Genomic DNA, 16,545 nt, shown 5'->3' on the forward strand with positions numbered 1-16,545 from the left:
AAGATCCTATGAGCGAAACCCCGACCACCCCGACCTTCAAGCCGAAGAAGTCCGTTGCCCTGTCCGGCACCGCCGCCGGTAACACCGCGCTGTGCACCGTGGGTCGCAGCGGCAATGACCTGCACTACCGCGGCTACGACATTCTCGATCTCGCGACGACGAGCGAATTCGAGGAGATCGCGCACCTGCTGGTGCACGGCAAGCTGCCGACCACGGCGGAGCTTGCCGCCTACAAGGCCAAGCTCAAGGCGCTGCGCGGCCTGCCGGCCGCGGTGAAGACCGCGCTGGAACAGTTGCCGCCGTCGGCGCATCCGATGGACGTCATGCGCACGGGTGTCTCGGTGCTCGGCTGCGTCAAGCCGGAGAAGGACGACCACAACCATCCGGGCGCGCGCGACATCGCCGACAAACTGATGGCTTCGCTCGGCTCGATGCTGCTGTACTGGTACCACTACGCCTACAACGGCAACATCATCGACGTCGAGACGGATGACGACTCGATCGGCGGGCACTTCCTGCACCTGCTGCACGGCGAGAAGCCGCGCGAGAGCTGGGTGCGGGCGATGCACACCTCGCTGATCCTCTACGCGGAGCACGAGTTCAACGCCTCCACGTTCACGTCGCGCGTCGTCGCCGGTACCGGCTCGGACATGTACTCGGCGATCTGCGGCGGCATCGGCGCCCTGCGCGGCCCCAAGCACGGCGGCGCCAACGAGGTCGCCTTCGAGATCCAGAAGCGCTACGACAACCCGGACGAGGCGGAAGCCGACATCAAGGCGCGTGTCGAGAAGAAGGAAGTCGTCATCGGCTTCGGCCACCCGGTCTACACCGTCAGCGATCCGCGCAACAAGGTGATCAAGCAGGTGGCCAAGGAGCTGTCGGCCGAGCAGAACAACATGAAGATGTACGACATCGCCGAGCGCCTCGAGACGGTGATGTGGGACATCAAGAAGATGTTCCCGAACCTCGACTGGTTCAGCGCGGTGAGCTACCACATGATGGGCGTGCCGACCGACATGTTCACGCCGCTGTTCGTGATCGCGCGCACCGCCGGCTGGAGCGCGCACGTCATCGAGCAGCGCATCGACGGCAAGATCATCCGTCCGAGTGCGAACTACACCGGTCCGGAGGACCAGAAGTTCGTGCCGATCAAGGATCGCAAGTAAGGCAGTGAGTCGCTTGGAGGAGCCCCGTGCCAGGGCGCGGGGCTCCCAGCGTCACGAAGTGCCCGCCGCAGCGCCGAACACAGCCATCTGAGTCACCGCCATGAACACCGCACACCGCAAGAATCTGCCCGGCACGCCGCTCGACTACTTCGACGCCCGCGAGGCGGTCGAGGCACTGTCTCCCGGCGCCTGGGACCGGCTGCCGTACACGGCCCGCGTGCACGCCGAGAACATCGTGCGCAAGGCCGATCCGGCGAAGATCGACGCCTATCTCGGACAGCTGATCGAGCGCAAGCGCGACCTCGACTTTCCCTGGTTCCCGGCGCGCGTGGTGTGCCACGACATCCTCGGGCAGACCGCGCTGGTCGATCTGGCGGGCCTGCGCGACGCCATCGCCGACAAGGGTGGCGATCCGGCGGCGGTCAATCCGGTGGTGCCGGTGCAGCTCATCGTCGACCATTCGCTGGCGGTCGAGCACGCCGGATTCGAGAAGGATGCCTTCGAGAAGAACCGCGCCGTCGAGGACCGCCGCAATGACGATCGCTTCCATTTCATCAACTGGACCAAGAAGGCGTTCAAGAACGTCGACGTGATCCCGCCGGGCAACGGCATCATGCACCAGATCAACCTGGAGCGGATGAGCCCGGTGATCTACGTGCGCGACGGCGTCGCGTTTCCCGACACCTGCGTCGGCACCGACAGTCATACCCCGCACGTGGACGCGCTCGGCGTGATCGCCGTGGGCGTCGGCGGGCTGGAGGCTGAGAACGTGATGCTCGGCCGCGCCTCGTGGATGCGTCTGCCGGACATCGTCGGCGTCGAGCTGAGCGGCCGTCCGCAGCCGGGGATCACCGCGACCGACGTGGTGCTGGCGCTGACCGAGTTCCTGCGCAAGGAGCGCGTCGTCGGCGCGTACCTGGAGTTCCGCGGCGAGGGGGCGAGCGCGCTGACGCTCGGCGATCGCGCCACCATCTCGAACATGGCGCCCGAGTACGGCGCGACCGCGGCGATGTTCTTCATCGACGAGCAGACGATCGACTACCTCAAGCTCACCGGGCGCGACGATCAGCAGGTCCGTCTGGTCGAGACCTACGCCCGGCACACCGGCCTGTGGGCCGATGCGCTGAAGACCGCCGAGTACGAGCGCGTGCTCCGGTTCGACCTGTCGTCGGTGGTGCGCAATCTCGCCGGGCCGTCGAATCCGCACAAGCGCCTGCCGACGAGCGCGCTGGCCGAGCGCGGTATCGCCGCCGCCTGGGAGCTGCCCGACCTGAACGACTGGCAGGGGCGGATGCCGGATGGCGCGGTGATCATCGCGGCAATCACCTCGTGCACCAACACCTCGAACCCGCGCAACGTCATCGCCGCCGGCCTGCTGGCCAAGAAGGCCAACGCGCTGGGTCTTGTGCGCAAGCCCTGGGTGAAGACCTCGCTGGCCCCCGGTTCCAAGGCGGTTCAGCTGTATCTGGAGGACGCGGGGCTGCTGTCGGAACTCGAGCAGCTCGGCTTCGGCGTCGTCGCCTTCGCCTGCACGACCTGCAACGGCATGTCCGGCGCGCTCGACCCGAAGATCCAGCAGGAAATCATCGACCGCGACCTGTACTCGGTCGCCGTGCTTTCGGGCAACCGCAACTTCGACGGCCGCATCCATCCCTATGCCAAGCAGGCGTTCCTGGCCTCGCCGCCGCTGGTCGTGGCCTACGCGATCGCCGGTTCGATCCGCTTCGACATCGAGAAGGATGCGCTCGGCGTCGATGCCGACGGCAAGCCGGTGACGCTCAAGGACCTGTGGCCGAGCGACGAGGAGATCGACGCGATCGTCCGCGCCAACGTCAAGCCCGAGCATTTCCGCCAGGTCTACGAGCCGATGTTCAACTTCAAGGTCGTCGAGGACCGGACGATCAGCCCGCTGTACGACTGGCGCCCGCAGAGCACCTACATCCGCCGTCCGCCGTACTGGGAAGGCGCGCTCGCCGGCGAACGGACGCTCAAGGGGCTGCGGCCGCTGGCGCTGCTGCCGGACAACATCACCACCGACCACCTGTCGCCGTCGAACGCGATCCTGCTCGACAGCGCGGCTGGCGAGTATCTGCACAAGATGGGCCTGCCGGAAGAGGACTTCAACTCCTATGCGACCCATCGCGGCGACCACCTGACGGCGCAGCGTGCGACCTTCGCCAACCCCAAGCTGGTCAACGAGATGGCCGTCGTCGACGGCAAGGTCAAGCAGGGGTCGCTCGCACGCGTGGAGCCGGACGGCCAGGTGATGCGCATGTGGGAGGCGATCGAAACCTACATGGAGCGCAAGCAGCCGCTGATCATCATCGCCGGCGCCGACTACGGTCAGGGCTCGTCGCGCGATTGGGCCGCCAAGGGCGTGCGCCTGGCCGGCGTCGAGGCGATCGTCGCCGAGGGCTTCGAGCGCATCCATCGCACCAATCTCATCGGCATGGGCGTGCTGCCGCTGGAGTTCAAGCCGGGCACGACGCGGCTCACGCTGCAGCTCGACGGCACCGAGACCTACGATGTGATCGGCGCGCGCCGGCCGCGCGCCGATCTCACCCTGGTCGTCCATCGCCGCAACGGCGACACGGTCGAGGTGCCGGTGACCTGCCGCCTCGACTCGGACGAGGAAGTCTCGATCTACGAGGCCGGCGGCGTGCTGCAGCGCTTCGCCCAGGACTTCCTCGAGTCGTCGAAGGCGGCCTGAGCGGCTGAATCAGGCAGCGCAGCCGCTCGCGCACGGTATTGATCCATGCCGTCAGCCTGCGCGCGCTGGGCTGCGGTGCGGGGGCAGAGAGCGTTCAGGCCGGTATTGCGGACGCGATACCGGCCGAGCGCCGCTGCCCCTGGGTGGGCAGACGTCGCTGATGCGGCTGGCGCAGCTCGCCGAGCCGGGCATTCCGGACGGCGTCTGAGCCTCGATGGAGAGAAGGCCGCGGTCGCTTGCGGCCTGTGGAGCGCGGCAGTACGCTTCATTGGCAATCTTTGCCATAAGGTGTTGCGATCATGGCCACGATGAACATTTCCCTCACCGATGACCTCAAGGCCTTCGTCGACCAGCAGGTGGCCGAGCACGCCTACGCCTCCACCAGCGAGTACCTGCGCGACCTGATCCGCAAGCAGCGCGACATCGAAAAGCTCCGCGGCTTGCTGCTGGAGGGCTTCAACTCCGGCCCAGCCGAGCCGATGGAGCCTGACTTCTTCGACCAGATGCGCCAACGCGCACGGGATCGGGCCGCCAGCAAGTGAAGCCGCTGCGCTGGCATCCGCAGGCTAGACGCGACGTGGACGATGCGGCGGCTTGGTATGCCGGGCAGGGCGGCCTTGCATTGGAACTCGCATTCGCCGACGCACTGGAAGGCGCAATCAAGCAGATCGCGCGGCATCCCGGGACAGGGTCCAGCCGATATGCCGACGTGTTGAAGGCCCACGCGTTGCGCTTCTGGCCCTTGAAGAAGTTTCCGTACCTGATCTTCTACGTCGAACGCGAGCAGTACATCGACATCAGTCGCGTGCTGCACGCACAGCGCGACATTCCGGCATGGATGGCGCCATCCGGATGAGCGCCTTCAACGAAGATTCCCGCGTCAAGATCCCGGCCCTGCTGCACCTGACCCGGCTGGGCTACCACTACCTGTCGCTGAAAGGGGCTGAGTGGGATCGGCGCAACAATATCTTCACCGGGATCTTCGAGTCCGCCATCACCCGCATCAATCCGGGCATCGAGCGCGGCGACGTTCAGCGGCTGCTGGACGACATCCATCTCGACCTGCAGAACGAAGACCTCGGCAAGGCCTTCCACACGCGCCTGACCGCCCGTTCCGGTTTGCGCCTGGTCGACTTCGACATTCTCGACAACAACAGCTTCCACGTCGTTACAGAACTTCCGTTCGAGAGCGGCGAAGACCAGTTCCGGCCCGACATCGTGCTGCTCGTCAACGGCCTGCCGCTGGCGATGATCGAAGTCAAGAAGCGCATGAACGCAGGTGGCATCCTCGAAGAGCGCCGCCGCATGGATCGCCGTCACGCCAATCCGAAGTTCAGGCATTTCTTCAATCTCACCCAGCTCCTCGTCTTTTCCAACAACATGGAATATGACGATGGCGTAGCCGAGCCGGTTCAAGGTGCGTTCTACGCCACATCCACGTACGGAGCCGCGCATTTCAATCACTTTCGCGAAGAGCAAACAGCCGCAGTGGCCGTTGCCGCCGGCCCCCTCGACGAAGCTTTCGAGGATCTCATCCTCCGCGACAACAATCTGGTCAGCATCAAGGGGACGCCGGAGTTCGAGCGCAACAAGCGGCCCGACACCCCCACCCATCGCATCTGCACGTCACTATTCAGCCGCGAGCGGTTGGCCTTTCTGCTGCAGTACGCGTTCGCCTGGCTGGACCATGAGGAGGGCATCGAACGGCATGTCATGCGCTACCCGCAGATGTTCGCCACGCTGGCCATCGCGCGGAGGCTGGACGAGGGCGCGCGCAAGGGGATCGTCTGGCACACACAGGGCAGCGGCAAGACCGCGCTCGCGTACTACAACGTCGCCTTTCTGACCGACTGGTTCCAGCGTCGCGGCCAGGTGGCGCGGTTCTATTTCATCGTGGACCGGCTGGATCTGCTCAAGCAGGCGCGCGACGAGTTTCGCCTGCGCGGCTTGACCGTCAACGTCATCGACAGCCGTGATGCATTCGCACGCGATATCAAGAAAAGCGTCGCAGCCCTCAACGACCGGGGTGTGCCGGAAATCACCGTGGTCAACATCCAGAAGTTCAAGGACGACCCGGAGGTCGCTGCCGCGCAGGACTACAACCTCAACGTCCAGCGCGTGTACTTTCTTGACGAGGTGCACCGCAGTTACAACCCCAGGGGCAGCTTTCTCGCCAACCTGGAGCAATCAGACCGCAACGCCATCAAGATCGGCCTCACCGGCACGCCGCTGATCGGCGAAACCCTGCAGTCGAAGGCATTGTTCGGCGACTACCTGCACAAGTACTACTACAACGCCTCGATCGCCGACGGTTACACCCTGCGCCTGATCCGCGAGGAGATCGCCACGCGCTATCGCATGCAGATGCAGCAGGCACTGGAAAGCGTACGTGTGCAGCAGGGCGACATCGAGAAGAAGGCGCTGTTTGCGCATCCGAAGTTCGTGGCGGCGATGCTCGACTACATCCTGAGCGACTTCGACCAGGCGCGAATCACCCACGGCGACACCAGCATCGGCGGCATGGTCATTAGTGACAGCGCCGAACAGGCGCGCGAGCTGTACCAGCAGTTCCAATTGCGTGCGCAGGCCAGGATCGATCCCGCGACCGATGCCGCCAACGACCCCGAGGCGCGGACGGTGCGGGCGGCCTCTTCCGGCCCGGCCTACGGCAAGGCGCCGCTCACCGCTGCGTTGATCCTGCACGACGAGGGCGACAAGCAATTCCGCGAAGACCAGATCAAGGACTTCAAGCGCGGCCGGGTCGATCTGCTGTTTGTCTACAACATGCTGCTGACCGGCTTTGACGCCCCGCGCCTGAAGAAGCTGTACTTCGGCCGCGTCATCAAGGACCACAACCTGCTGCAGGCCCTGACCCGCGTCAACCGCCGCTACAAGGGCCTCCGCTACGGCTACGTCGTGGACTTCGCCGACATCCAGGCCGAGTTCGACAAGGCCAACAAGAGCTACTACGACGAACTCAGCGCCGAGCTTGGCGACGAGATGCAGCATTACAGCCAACTGTTCAAGACCGCGGACGAAATCCGCAGCGACATCGAAGCCATCAAGGAGGCGCTGTTTGCCTTCTCGCTGGATGATGCCGAACTGTTCTCGCAGCAGGTCGGCGCCATCGAGGACCGGCAGCAGTTGCTGGCCATCGTCAAGGCCCTGGCCAGCGCACGCGAGCTGTACAACCTGATCCGTCTGAGCGGGCAGGACGAACTCAAGGCGCTGCTGGATTTCAACATGCTGCGCAGGCTGCACATCGAGGCGCAGAACGCGCTCGCGGCGCTCAACCTCAAGCAGCAGATCGAACAGGCCCACGACAGCACCAGCCTGCTCAATCAGGCGCTGGAAGACGTGATCTTCCGCTTCGAGAAGATCGGCGAGGCAGAACTCAAGCTCGCCGACGAACTGAAGGACACCCTGCGCCGCACCCGCGAGGCCCTCGGCGGCACGCTGGACCCGGCCGACCCCAAATGGATCGCGCTGAAGCAGGAACTCGAACGCCTGTTCAAGAAGAAAAAGCTCAGCGAAGTCGGCCAGGCAGAAATGCAGGGCAACCTCACCGCGCTGAAGAGCATCGAGGCCCGCGCCCGCCGGCTCAACAATGACAACGCCAACCTCCAGGCCAGGTACGCGGGCGACGCCAAGCTGATGCGTGTGCACAAGCGCCTGCGCGAATCCGGCCAGCTCGGCGGAGACACGCGCCTGCACGCGGCCCTGTCGGGCATCAAGCAGGCGACCGACCAGATCGTGCTCGGCAACCGGCAGTTGCTCGGCAACATGGCCTACTTCGAGCGCCAGCTCATGCCCATCGTGGTCGAGCACTTCAAGGCGGCGCCGCCGCCGCCCGATGCCAACACCTGCAAGCTGATCCAGCAATTGCTGGCCCGTGAGTACCTGAGCGAGTCGCAAGGGACGCTGCCGTTCTGATGACCAAGCCACCAGTACAGAACACAACCGGCAGCGCGAAGAGTCGCGCACGGAGGATCAAGCGCTTGCAGGATGCTCTGAGGGCCGGCGAGCGTTCAGGCCAACCGCGCCCCTTCGATAGCAAGGCCTTTCTCAAGCGTATGCACGACACACTCAAGGCATGAACCCGCCCAGCTACCAGCAGCAGACCCGCGACCTGATCGATGGCCTCAAGGCCGTCTGCGCCCATCATGGTCTGGGGAATGACGGCAACGAATACAAGATCATCGTCCAGACCTTCCTCTACAAGCTGCTGTGCGACAAGTTCGCCTGGGAGATGAAGCGGCTGGAGCCGAAGCTGGCGAACGCCGACGACTGGATCAAGGCCTGGCAGGCTCTGCCCGTCAGCGAACGCGACATGCTGGAACTGCAGCTCGGCCCCGATGTACCGCGCCTCACCGCCGAGCAGCTCATTCCCAGCCTGTTCAACCGGCTCCATGAGCCGGGTTTCGCGAAGCGCTACGACGACACCCTCGTCGCCATCGCGGCGGCCAACCACGAGATCTTCGCGGTGCGCACCGAGGACGGCGAGAAGGTGCCGCTGTTCGACCGCCTGAGCGAATACGTCACCGGCAGCGCCGACAAGCGCGATGCCTTCTGCCGCGCCATCTTCAACAAGCTGGTCGCCTTCAGCTTCGAGCGCCTGTTCGAGCAGAAGTACGACTTCTACGCCGCGTTGTTCGAGTACCTGATCAAGGACTACAACAAGGACAACGGCGGCAAGTACGCCGAGTACTACACGCCGCACGCCGTCGCCACCATCATGGCCGAGATCCTCGTGCCGCAGGACCGGCGCGGCGCGGTGCGTGATGTCACCTGCTACGACCCGGCGAGCGGCTCCGGCACCCTGCTGATGGCGCTGGCCCACGCGATCGGCGAAGACAAGTGCAGCATCTGGGCGCAGGACGTCTCGCAGAAGTCCTCCAGCCTGTTGCGCCTGAACCTCGTGCTCAACAAGCTGGTCCACAGCATCCCGAACGTCGTGCAGGGCAACACCATCCTGCATCCCGTGCACCGGGACAAGGACGCGCCCAGCCGCCTGCGCCGCTTCGACTACATCGTCTCCAATCCGCCGTTCAAGATGGACTTCGCGGAGTTTCGCGACGATCTCGACACCGACGCCAACGCCCCACGCTTCTTCGCCGGCATTCCCAGGGTGCCGAACAAGGCCAAGGACAAGATGGCGATCTATCTCTTGTTCATCCAGCACATCCTGTTTTCGCTCAAGGACAGCGGCAAGGCGGCCGTCGTCGTGCCCACCGGCTTCATCACCGCCGCCAGCGGCATCGAGCGGGCCATCCGCCAGAAGCTGGTGGAGGAAAAATGGATCGCCGGCGTCGTCTCCATGCCGAGCAACATCTTCGCCACCACCGGCACCAACGTCTCGATCCTGTTCATCGACAAGGGCGCACACGACAAGGTGGTGCTGATCGATGCCTCGAACCTCGGCACCAAGGTCAAGGAAGGCAAGAACCAGAAAACCCTGCTCAGTGCGGAGGAAGAGCAGCGCATCATCAAGACCTTCAACGCCCGCGAGGCGGTGGAGGACTTCTCGGTGGTCGTCAGCTACGACGAGATCGCCGCCAGGAACTGCTCGCTGAGTGCGGGACAGTATTTCGATGTGAAGATTGAGTACAGCGATCTGACACCGGAACAGTTCGCTGAAATGCTCGGCGCCTATCGATCGAATCTCGTACAGATGTTCCAGCAGTCACGCGAACTCGAAGCCAAGATCATCGAGGCTGTTGGGGTCTTGAGGCATGAGTGAGATCAAGGCGTGGCGCAGCAGTGCGTTGAAGGGACTTATTCACGTCAAGCATGGGTTTCCGTTCAAGAGCGAATACTTTGCGGATGCCGGAAAGCATGTCGTCCTGACGCCGGGGAACTTTTGGGAGTCGGGCGGCTTCAAGTACCAACCTGGAAAGGAAAAGTTCTACGACGCTCAGTTCCCGGCCGATTATCTGCACAAGCGCGGTGACCTGATTGTCGCCATGACCGAGCAGGCCGAAGGTCTCCTCGGAAGCATGGCCTTCGTGCCTGAAGACGGCCGCTATCTACACAACCAGCGAATCGGCAAGGTTACGGCGACGAGCGGCGACATTGATCTTGGCTTCCTCTACTACGCGTTCAGGACGCAATCCGTCAGGACACAACTCAGCAACACGGCAAGCGGAAGCAAAGTAAGGCACACCTCGCCCGAGCGGATCTATGAGGTATCGCTTCCCTTACCTCCCGTCGAAACTCAGAAGGGAATCGCGGCAGCCCTGTCAGTTCTCGACGCCAAGATCGACCTCAACAACCGCATCAACGCCGAGCTGGAGGCGCTGGCGAAGACGATTTACGACTACTGGTTCGTGCAGTTCGACTTCCCCGACGACAACGGCCGCCCCTACAAGACCAGCGGCGGCCGGATGGTCTGGAACGACACCCTCAAGCGCGAGATTCCGGCCGGGTGGGCGGGTGACAACATTGGTTCAGTGGCGGATGTCTTGGGCGGCGGCACGCCCACCAAGGCGAACAACAGCTATTGGAATGGCGATATTCCGTTCTTCACACCAACCGACGCCACGGGCGACACTTTCCAGCTCGTGACAGAGGAAACGATCACGGAGTCGGGTCTGGCGAACTGCAGCAGTCAGACTTTCGATCGTGGAGTGGTGTTCATCACCGCAAGAGGCTCGGTCGGAAAGGTGGTGATTGCAGGGCGCGCAATGGCAATGAACCAGTCTTGCTACGCGCTTCGGCCGAAGACCCCGGAAAGCTATCCCTATGTGTTCCTGCACGCCAAGAGGCTGGTGCATCACCTGAAGGTCAAGGCGTCCGGCTCCACGTTTAACTCCATCGTCACCAACGACATTGATTGGACACAGCTTGTCAGACCCCCGACCGAGAAGATTCTGGCGTTCTGTGCTGTTACCCGACCGATGTTCGAACGTATCGAGAGAGGTTTGCGGGAAAACCGCGAACTCACCCAGCTCCGCGACTGGCTCCTCCCGCTGCTGATGAATGGTCAGGTGCGGGTGGCATGATCGTCCTGCGCTGCACCGCCAAACTGCTCAGGCGCCTGCGCCAGCCGGCGAAGCTGCCGGAGCCGCCGCCGTCAACCAACCCGCTGGGCGAGTGGTATGCGGACGTGGACTTTCTGGATCGCGAGCCCTTCGTGACACTGCTCAACGCGGCCACCGGTGCGGGGCTGGTGCTGCCGGGGCGGGCCGAGAGCCTTCGCCAGCTGAACCACTACGCCGGTGAGCAATTGTTCAAGCTGTTCATGCACTACGGCTTCGATCTGAACGAGCATCCGCTGGCCGGCGACGAGATCCGGGCCTGGGAAGCGCCACCGGTCTTTGCCAATACGCGCGACCGCAGCCTGCTCGGTTCGCTCAACCGCTTCAAGGATGAGGCCTGGATACACTTTGCCCACCGCAATCGCTCGCTGCCCGAGGCAGCGGCGGGGCAGTGGGAAGGACTCTTTCGTCACCCCTCGTTTGCCCGGCCCGGGCGCCGCTACGGTTACCAGGACTGGCAGAAGCCGCTGGACCTCGTCCGTGCGCGTCTGCTCTCGGCCGATCTTTCCTCCATCACAACCCAGACACGGCACTGACCCCCATGACGCACATTCCCCAGACCAAGATTCCCGCCACCTACATGCGCGGCGGCACCAGCAAGGGTGTGTTCTTCCGGCTCGGCGATCTGCCGGAGCGTTGCCGGCAGCCGGGGCCGGCGCGCGACAAGCTGCTGATGCGCGTGATCGGCAGCCCCGATCCGTATGCCGCGCACATCGACGGCATGGGTGGGGCAACCTCGTCGACCAGCAAGTGCGTGATGCTGTCGAAGAGCACGCAGCCGGATCACGACGTCGACTATCTCTACGGCCAGGTGTCGATCGACAAGGCCTTCGTCGACTGGAGCGGCAACTGCGGCAACCTGTCGACGGCGGCCGGCGCGTTCGCGATCCATGCCGGGCTGATGGACCCGGCGCGCGTGCCGCGCGACGGCATCTGCACGGTGCGAATCTGGCAGGCCAACATCAAGAAGACGATCATCGCCCACGTGCCGGTCACGAACGGACAGGTGCAGGAGACCGGCGACTTCGAACTCGACGGCGTGACCTTCCCGGCCGCCGAGATCGTGCTGGAGTTCCTCGATCCGTCGGACGACGGCGACGAGGGCGGGTCCATGTTCCCGACCGGCGCGCTCGTCGACGATCTCGATGTCCCGGGCATCGGCACGCTCAAGGCGACGATGATCACGGCCGGCATTCCCACCGTGTTCGTCAACGCGGACGAGATCGGCTTCACCGGCACGGAGCTGCGCGAGGCGATCAACACGAAACCGGAGCTGCTGGCCCGATGCGAGGCGATCCGCGTCGCCGGCGCGCTGCGCATGGGGCTGATCAAGACGCCCGAGGAGGCCGCGCAGCGCCAGCACACGCCCAAGATCGCCTTCGTGTCACCGCCGAAGGACTACGTCGCCTCCAGCGGCAAGGCCATCCATGCCGGAGACATCGACCTCAACGTGCGCGCGCTGTCCATGGGCAAGCTGCACCACGCGATGATGGGCACCTGTGCGGTGGCCATCGCCACCGCGGCAGCCGTCCCGGGCACGCTGGTCAATCTCGCCGCCGGCGGCGGCGCGCGCGAGGCGGTGCGCTTCGGACACCCGTCCGGCACGCTGCGTGTCGGCGCGGCGGCCGAGCAGGTCGACGGCCAGTGGATCGTGAAGAAGGCCATCATGTCGCGCTCGGCGCGGGTGCTGATGGAAGGCTGGGTGCGCGTGCCGGGCGACGCGTTCTGAGACGCAGCGGCTAGCGCTGGCCGCGCCGGGCTGCGAGCCGGCAGAAGAAGTCGACGTACTGGCCGTGTCCGAGCGGGAAGATCAGGTTCAGGCGCAGCGGGTCATCGGCATCGCTGATGCCGCTGAGCGCCTGCCACAGGCGTGGGTCTTGCGCGTCGTGGGCCTGTGCGAGCAGGGCGGCGTCGATGCCCGCGCGCCGCACCTCGCCGCCACTGCTGTCGACGTAGCAGACGAGGTTGTCGCGGCCGAAGCGCCGGCCCAGGTTCTGCACCAGCGTGAGGAAGCCGCGGTCGCTGCCGCCGCGCCGGCGAGTGCCGTCGGCATCCTCGACCGAGGTCACCGTGTCGCCGACGCCGATGAGACGCGGCATCAGGGCCTTGTCGAGGCTGCGCTCGGCGAGATCGAGCAAGGCATCGAGCGTGTGCGGCGCCTCGCGCGCATTGAAGCGCTCGCCGAGCGGATGGCTGCCGGTCCTGCGCGCGTAGTAGTGGTTGAGCGCGACGAGCACGCCGACCTCCTTGACGGCGCCACGCAGCATCAGCTGGAAATCGGTCGTGCCGGCGTGTTCGGCATCGGCAGGCTTGATGCGCTCGCGGCCATCCGCCTCGTGGCCGAGATTCGGCGCGTAATGCACGAAGAAGGCGGCGCCGAGGCCCTGCGCCTCCGCCTGCCGCAGCTGCTCGGCCATGAACGCCGCCGCCGCCTGTTGCAGGCGCGCATAGAGCCCGGGCCGATCGGCATATCGGTGATGCAGGGCGTTGAGGTTGAGGGTGGGGGACGCAGGGTTGTCGAGCACGGTCGTCTCGACCAGCCTCTCCAGTTCGTCGGACGGGATGTCGAACGGCGGCGACGCCAGCATCGTGCGCAGGGCCTGCCGGGCGCGTTGCGGAACGCCGGCGAGGAAGGCCAGTTCGGCCTCGCTGACGCCGGGATGCGACACCGCGCCGAAGCGGTCCTGCAACTGGATGCCGCCGGCGCCCAGGCCCGGCAGATAGAGCCCGTGCGAACGCGCCAGCGCAGCGTCGCCCAGTGCGCGCTCGACGATGCCGTTCACGCCGCGGCGACCGATGTGCTCGCCGTTGGTGAGCACCTGGAAATGTCCGTCGAGTTCGCGTGCCGCCTCGATGTAGTGGCGCGCCAGGGTCCGCGTCAGCGGGTCCCGGGCCAGGGGCATGCAGACGCCGTCGAGGTCCTGGATGAGCAGCAGGTCCGGCGTGGCGGCCAGAGCACTCAGTGCGGCGTCGTGGTCGAGCGAGTAGAGCGGGTGCATGCCGTCATGTTAGCCCCGCGTCACACGCCGGCGTCGCGCAACTGGCGCTCGACCAGCGCCCGGTAGCCCTGGCCGAACAGCGTCAGGTGTACCAGCGCCGGCCACAGGCGGTAGATGGGCAGGCGCTCGGCGTGACCGGGCCGCCGCGGACCGTATCCGGCATGAAAGTCGGCATCCGGCCGGTCGAACAGCTGCAGCATGGCCAGATCGACCTCGGCATCTCCGTAGTAGCAGGCAGGATCGATCAGCGCGGCGACGCGATGGCCTGCGCACAGCACGTTGCCGTGCCAGAGATCGCCGTGCAGCAGCGAGGCCGGCGGTGTCGCAGGCAGCCGCGCGTCGAGCGTGCCGGCGAGGCGTTCGATGCGCCGCGCCAGCGCGGAGGGCAGCGACGGCACGAGGGGCAGCAGGCGTCGCTGCGCCCAGAACGTCGGCCAGTGCGCATGAGTACGGTTGTCGATCGGCAGCGGGCCGAAGGCGTAGTCCTGCGCCCAGCCGTAGCCGGGTCCGGTACGGGCGTGCAGGCGTGCGAGGACGCAACCGAGGTCGTGCCAGGCCGGGGCGACCGCTCCGTCCGCATCGACCCAGGACAGCACCAGCACCTGCCCGTCGCAGGCCAGCACCTCCGGTGTCGGGGCGCCGGCCGCACGCAGCGCCTGCAGCATCGCGGCCTCCACCGGCGCGGCGCCGCCGGCCTTGACGACGGCGTGCAGGCCATCGTCGAACACGAGTCGTTGCACCGTCGACAGGTCGCCGCCGGCAAGGGGCTCGGCGCGCTGCAGGCGGCGTCCGAGCAGGTCGGCCGCGTGCCGGGCCGCGTCGGTCATGCACGCAGCGTGTGGACGAGCGCCGCGGCGCCGGCGCTCACGTCCGCCCAGGTCAGGTCGAAACCTTCGGCGTCGCCGTAGTAGGGATCGGCCACCGATTCGCCGGCGCGACCGGCCACGTGATCCAGCAGCAGGCTCAGTTCGGCGCGCGCGTCGGCGGGCCGGAGTCGCCGCAGCAGGCGCAGATTCTCGCCGTCCATGGCCACGACATGGGTGAAGCGATGGAAATCCGCCGCGCAGACCTGGCGCGCGCGGTAGTGCGCGATGTCGATGCCATGACGACGCGCCACCGCCTGCGCGCGACGGTCGGGCGCATGCCCGACATGCCAGTCGCCGGTGCCGGCGGAGTCGATCTCGACCTCCAGGCCCACGCGCGAGGCCTCGGCACGGAACGCCGCTTCCGCCAGCGGCGAGCGGCAGATGTTGCCCAGACAGACGAACAGCACCGCAGGTTCGCGCATGCGGGACTCCGGTGATCCATCGAAACGAGGATCAGAGGATACCGCTCGGCGTCAGCAGCGCTCGTAGAGCGTGACCACGCAGGCGCCGCCGAGGCCGAGGTTGTGCTGCAGCGCGAGACGTGCGCCGTCGACCTGGCGCTCTCCGGCGCTGCCGCGCAGCTGATGGACCAGCTCGGTGCACTGCGCCAGTCCGGTCGCACCCAGCGGATGGCCCTTGGACAGCAGGCCGCCGGACGGGTTGGTGACCACGCGTCCGCCATAGGTGTTGTCGCCGTCGCAGACGAAGCGTTCGGCCTCGCCCTCGGCGCACAGGCCCAGACCTTCGTAGGTGATCAGCTCGTTCTGCGCGAAGCAGTCGTGCAGCTCGACGACGTCCACGTCCTGCGGGCCGATGCCGGCGGCGGTGTAGACCGACTGCGCCGCGCGGCGGGTCATGCCGTAGCCGACCAGTTCACGCATGTCGCGCGACTCAAAGGTCGCGGGGGTGTCGGTGGTCATCGCCTGTGCGCGGATGCGCACGTCGCTGCGCAGGCCGTGGCGGCGCGCGAAGCCTTCGCTGCACAGCACCGCGGCGGCGGCGCCGCAGGTGGGCGGACAGGCCATCAGGCGCGTCATGACACCGGGCCAGATCGCCGGCGAGGCCATGACTTCGTCCTCGTCGACCACCTTGCGGAACAGCGCGAGCGGGTTGTTCGCGGCGTGCCGGCTGGCCTTCGCGCGGATCTTGGCGAAGGTCGACAGCTGCGTGCCGTACTGCTTCATGTGCGCCAGCCCGGCGCCGCCGAAGTAGCGGATCGCCAGCGGAATCTGCGGTTCGCCGACGAGTTCGTCGGCCAGTGCATCGAAGCGCTCGAAGGGGCTGGGCCGGTCATCGAACTGCGTGCCGAGGGCGCCCGGCTTCATCTGCTCGAAGCCCAGCGCGAGCACGCAGTCGGCGGCGCCCGAGGCGATGGCCTGGCGCGCAAGGAACAGCGCGCTGGAACCGGTCGAGCAGTTGTTGTTGACGTTGAGCACCGGCACACCGCTCATGCCGACCTCGTAGAGCGCGCGCTGTCCGCAGGTCGAGTCGCCGTAGACGTAGCCGGCGTAGGCCTGCTCGATCCAGGCATGGTCGACAGCGGCGTCCTCGAGCGCCAGGCGCGCGGCGCTTGCGCCCATCTGCGGGTACGGCGCCGAGGCGCCCGGTTTTGCAAACGGAATCATGCCGACGCCGGCGACGATGACGGGCTGCATGGGGTGCTCCTCGACGCATGCTGGACCCCGACCGTAAGGCGCAGAGGCCGCGGACACACCGCCCATTGAGGTAGGGCGCACTGCAGGCGCGGGTCCCAGACTGCGGCCGCGA

At 66.0% G+C, this 16,545-nt stretch carries 13 protein-coding genes; 9 read left to right on the forward strand and 4 right to left on the reverse strand.

Annotation, left to right across the window (positions count from 1 at the left end; all coding sequences use genetic code 11):
* The first annotated feature begins 8 nt into the window (after nucleotides 1-8).
* The 9 genes from prpC (at nucleotide 9) to prpF (ending at nucleotide 12,642) form a co-directional block, all read left to right on the forward strand.
* Nucleotides 9-1,166, forward strand: coding sequence for a bifunctional 2-methylcitrate synthase/citrate synthase (gene prpC / locus C8D93_RS09845; protein WP_110265008.1), 1,158 nt, complete (start codon nucleotides 9-11; stop codon nucleotides 1,164-1,166).
* Between the two features lie 100 nt (nucleotides 1,167-1,266).
* Entirely contained in the window at nucleotides 1,267-3,876 is a 2,610-nt protein-coding gene (gene acnD / locus C8D93_RS09850) for a Fe/S-dependent 2-methylisocitrate dehydratase AcnD (protein ID WP_110265009.1), read from the forward strand.
* Nucleotides 3,877-4,175: 299 nt separating this feature from the next.
* Nucleotides 4,176-4,418 carry a type II toxin-antitoxin system ParD family antitoxin gene (locus tag C8D93_RS09855; RefSeq protein WP_110265010.1) on the forward strand — a complete coding sequence of 81 codons (243 nt, stop codon included), beginning with the start codon at nucleotides 4,176-4,178 and terminating at the stop codon, nucleotides 4,416-4,418.
* The gene (locus C8D93_RS09860) at nucleotides 4,415-4,732 is read left to right on the forward strand and encodes a type II toxin-antitoxin system RelE/ParE family toxin (RefSeq protein ID WP_110265011.1); all 318 of its coding nucleotides are present in this window, start codon (nucleotides 4,415-4,417) and stop codon (nucleotides 4,730-4,732) included. The genes C8D93_RS09855 and C8D93_RS09860 overlap by 4 nt, the downstream gene beginning before the upstream one ends.
* Nucleotides 4,729-7,809 carry a type I restriction endonuclease subunit R gene (locus C8D93_RS09865; protein ID WP_211307288.1) on the forward strand — a complete coding sequence of 1,027 codons (3,081 nt, stop codon included), beginning with the start codon at nucleotides 4,729-4,731 and terminating at the stop codon, nucleotides 7,807-7,809. Before C8D93_RS09860 ends, C8D93_RS09865 begins: the two co-directional genes overlap by 4 nt.
* 160 nt (nucleotides 7,810-7,969) lie before the next feature.
* The gene (locus C8D93_RS09880) at nucleotides 7,970-9,616 is read left to right on the forward strand and encodes an HsdM family class I SAM-dependent methyltransferase (RefSeq protein ID WP_110265014.1); all 1,647 of its coding nucleotides are present in this window, start codon (nucleotides 7,970-7,972) and stop codon (nucleotides 9,614-9,616) included.
* Entirely contained in the window at nucleotides 9,609-10,877 is a 1,269-nt protein-coding gene (locus tag C8D93_RS09885; protein WP_110265015.1) for a restriction endonuclease subunit S, read from the forward strand. The genes C8D93_RS09880 and C8D93_RS09885 overlap by 8 nt, the downstream gene beginning before the upstream one ends.
* Nucleotides 10,874-11,449 carry a DUF6933 domain-containing protein gene (locus C8D93_RS09890; RefSeq protein WP_110265016.1) on the forward strand — a complete coding sequence of 192 codons (576 nt, stop codon included), beginning with the start codon at nucleotides 10,874-10,876 and terminating at the stop codon, nucleotides 11,447-11,449. The genes C8D93_RS09885 and C8D93_RS09890 overlap by 4 nt, the downstream gene beginning before the upstream one ends.
* Before the next feature lie 5 nt (nucleotides 11,450-11,454).
* Nucleotides 11,455-12,642, forward strand: a complete 1,188-nt coding sequence (gene prpF, locus C8D93_RS09895; RefSeq protein WP_110265017.1) for a 2-methylaconitate cis-trans isomerase PrpF — start codon at nucleotides 11,455-11,457, stop codon at nucleotides 12,640-12,642.
* Nucleotides 12,643-12,652: 10 nt separating this feature from the next.
* Here the strand turns inward: prpF and stpA are convergent, their stop codons facing one another.
* The 4 genes from stpA to C8D93_RS09915 are packed head-to-tail and all read right to left on the reverse strand — an operon-like array spanning nucleotide 12,653 to nucleotide 16,433.
* Entirely contained in the window at nucleotides 12,653-13,912 is a 1,260-nt protein-coding gene (gene stpA / locus C8D93_RS09900; RefSeq protein WP_110265018.1) for a glucosylglycerol 3-phosphatase, read from the reverse strand.
* A gap of 20 nt (nucleotides 13,913-13,932) precedes the next feature.
* On the reverse strand, nucleotides 13,933-14,739 hold the full coding sequence (locus tag C8D93_RS09905; RefSeq protein WP_110265019.1) for a fructosamine kinase family protein: 807 nt from the start codon (nucleotides 14,737-14,739) through the stop codon (nucleotides 13,933-13,935).
* On the reverse strand, nucleotides 14,736-15,200 hold the full coding sequence (locus C8D93_RS09910; protein WP_110265020.1) for a low molecular weight protein-tyrosine-phosphatase: 465 nt from the start codon (nucleotides 15,198-15,200) through the stop codon (nucleotides 14,736-14,738). Before C8D93_RS09910 ends, C8D93_RS09905 begins: the two co-directional genes overlap by 4 nt.
* A 51-nt stretch (nucleotides 15,201-15,251) precedes the next feature.
* Nucleotides 15,252-16,433: a lipid-transfer protein gene (locus tag C8D93_RS09915; protein ID WP_110265021.1), complete on the reverse strand. Its 1,182-nt coding sequence runs from the start codon at nucleotides 16,431-16,433 to the stop codon at nucleotides 15,252-15,254.
* Nucleotides 16,434-16,545 lie beyond the last annotated feature (112 nt).

The sequence above is a fragment of the Sinimarinibacterium flocculans genome, from assembly GCF_003201205.1.
Lineage (GTDB): Bacteria > Pseudomonadota > Gammaproteobacteria > Nevskiales > Nevskiaceae > Solimonas > Solimonas flocculans.

Bases quoted from the DNA above. Each gene is read 5' to 3' on its own strand.
- C8D93_RS09880 (WP_110265014.1), top strand. From the start codon at position 7,970: ATGAACCCGCCCAGCTACCAGCAGCAGACCCGCGACCTGATCGATGGC.
- C8D93_RS09885 (WP_110265015.1), top strand. From the start codon at position 9,609: ATGAGTGAGATCAAGGCGTGGCGCAGCAGTGCGTTGAAGGGACTTATT.
- C8D93_RS09890 (WP_110265016.1), top strand. From the start codon at position 10,874: ATGATCGTCCTGCGCTGCACCGCCAAACTGCTCAGGCGCCTGCGCCAG.
- acnD (WP_110265009.1), top strand. From the start codon at position 1,267: ATGAACACCGCACACCGCAAGAATCTGCCCGGCACGCCGCTCGACTAC.
- C8D93_RS09905 (WP_110265019.1), bottom strand. From the start codon at position 14,739: ATGACCGACGCGGCCCGGCACGCGGCCGACCTGCTCGGACGCCGCCTG.
- C8D93_RS09855 (WP_110265010.1), top strand. From the start codon at position 4,176: ATGGCCACGATGAACATTTCCCTCACCGATGACCTCAAGGCCTTCGTC.
- C8D93_RS09915 (WP_110265021.1), bottom strand. From the start codon at position 16,433: ATGCAGCCCGTCATCGTCGCCGGCGTCGGCATGATTCCGTTTGCAAAA.
- C8D93_RS09865 (WP_211307288.1), top strand. From the start codon at position 4,729: ATGAGCGCCTTCAACGAAGATTCCCGCGTCAAGATCCCGGCCCTGCTG.
- stpA (WP_110265018.1), bottom strand. From the start codon at position 13,912: ATGCACCCGCTCTACTCGCTCGACCACGACGCCGCACTGAGTGCTCTG.
- prpF (WP_110265017.1), top strand. From the start codon at position 11,455: ATGACGCACATTCCCCAGACCAAGATTCCCGCCACCTACATGCGCGGC.
- prpC (WP_110265008.1), top strand. From the start codon at position 9: ATGAGCGAAACCCCGACCACCCCGACCTTCAAGCCGAAGAAGTCCGTT.
- C8D93_RS09910 (WP_110265020.1), bottom strand. From the start codon at position 15,200: ATGCGCGAACCTGCGGTGCTGTTCGTCTGTCTGGGCAACATCTGCCGC.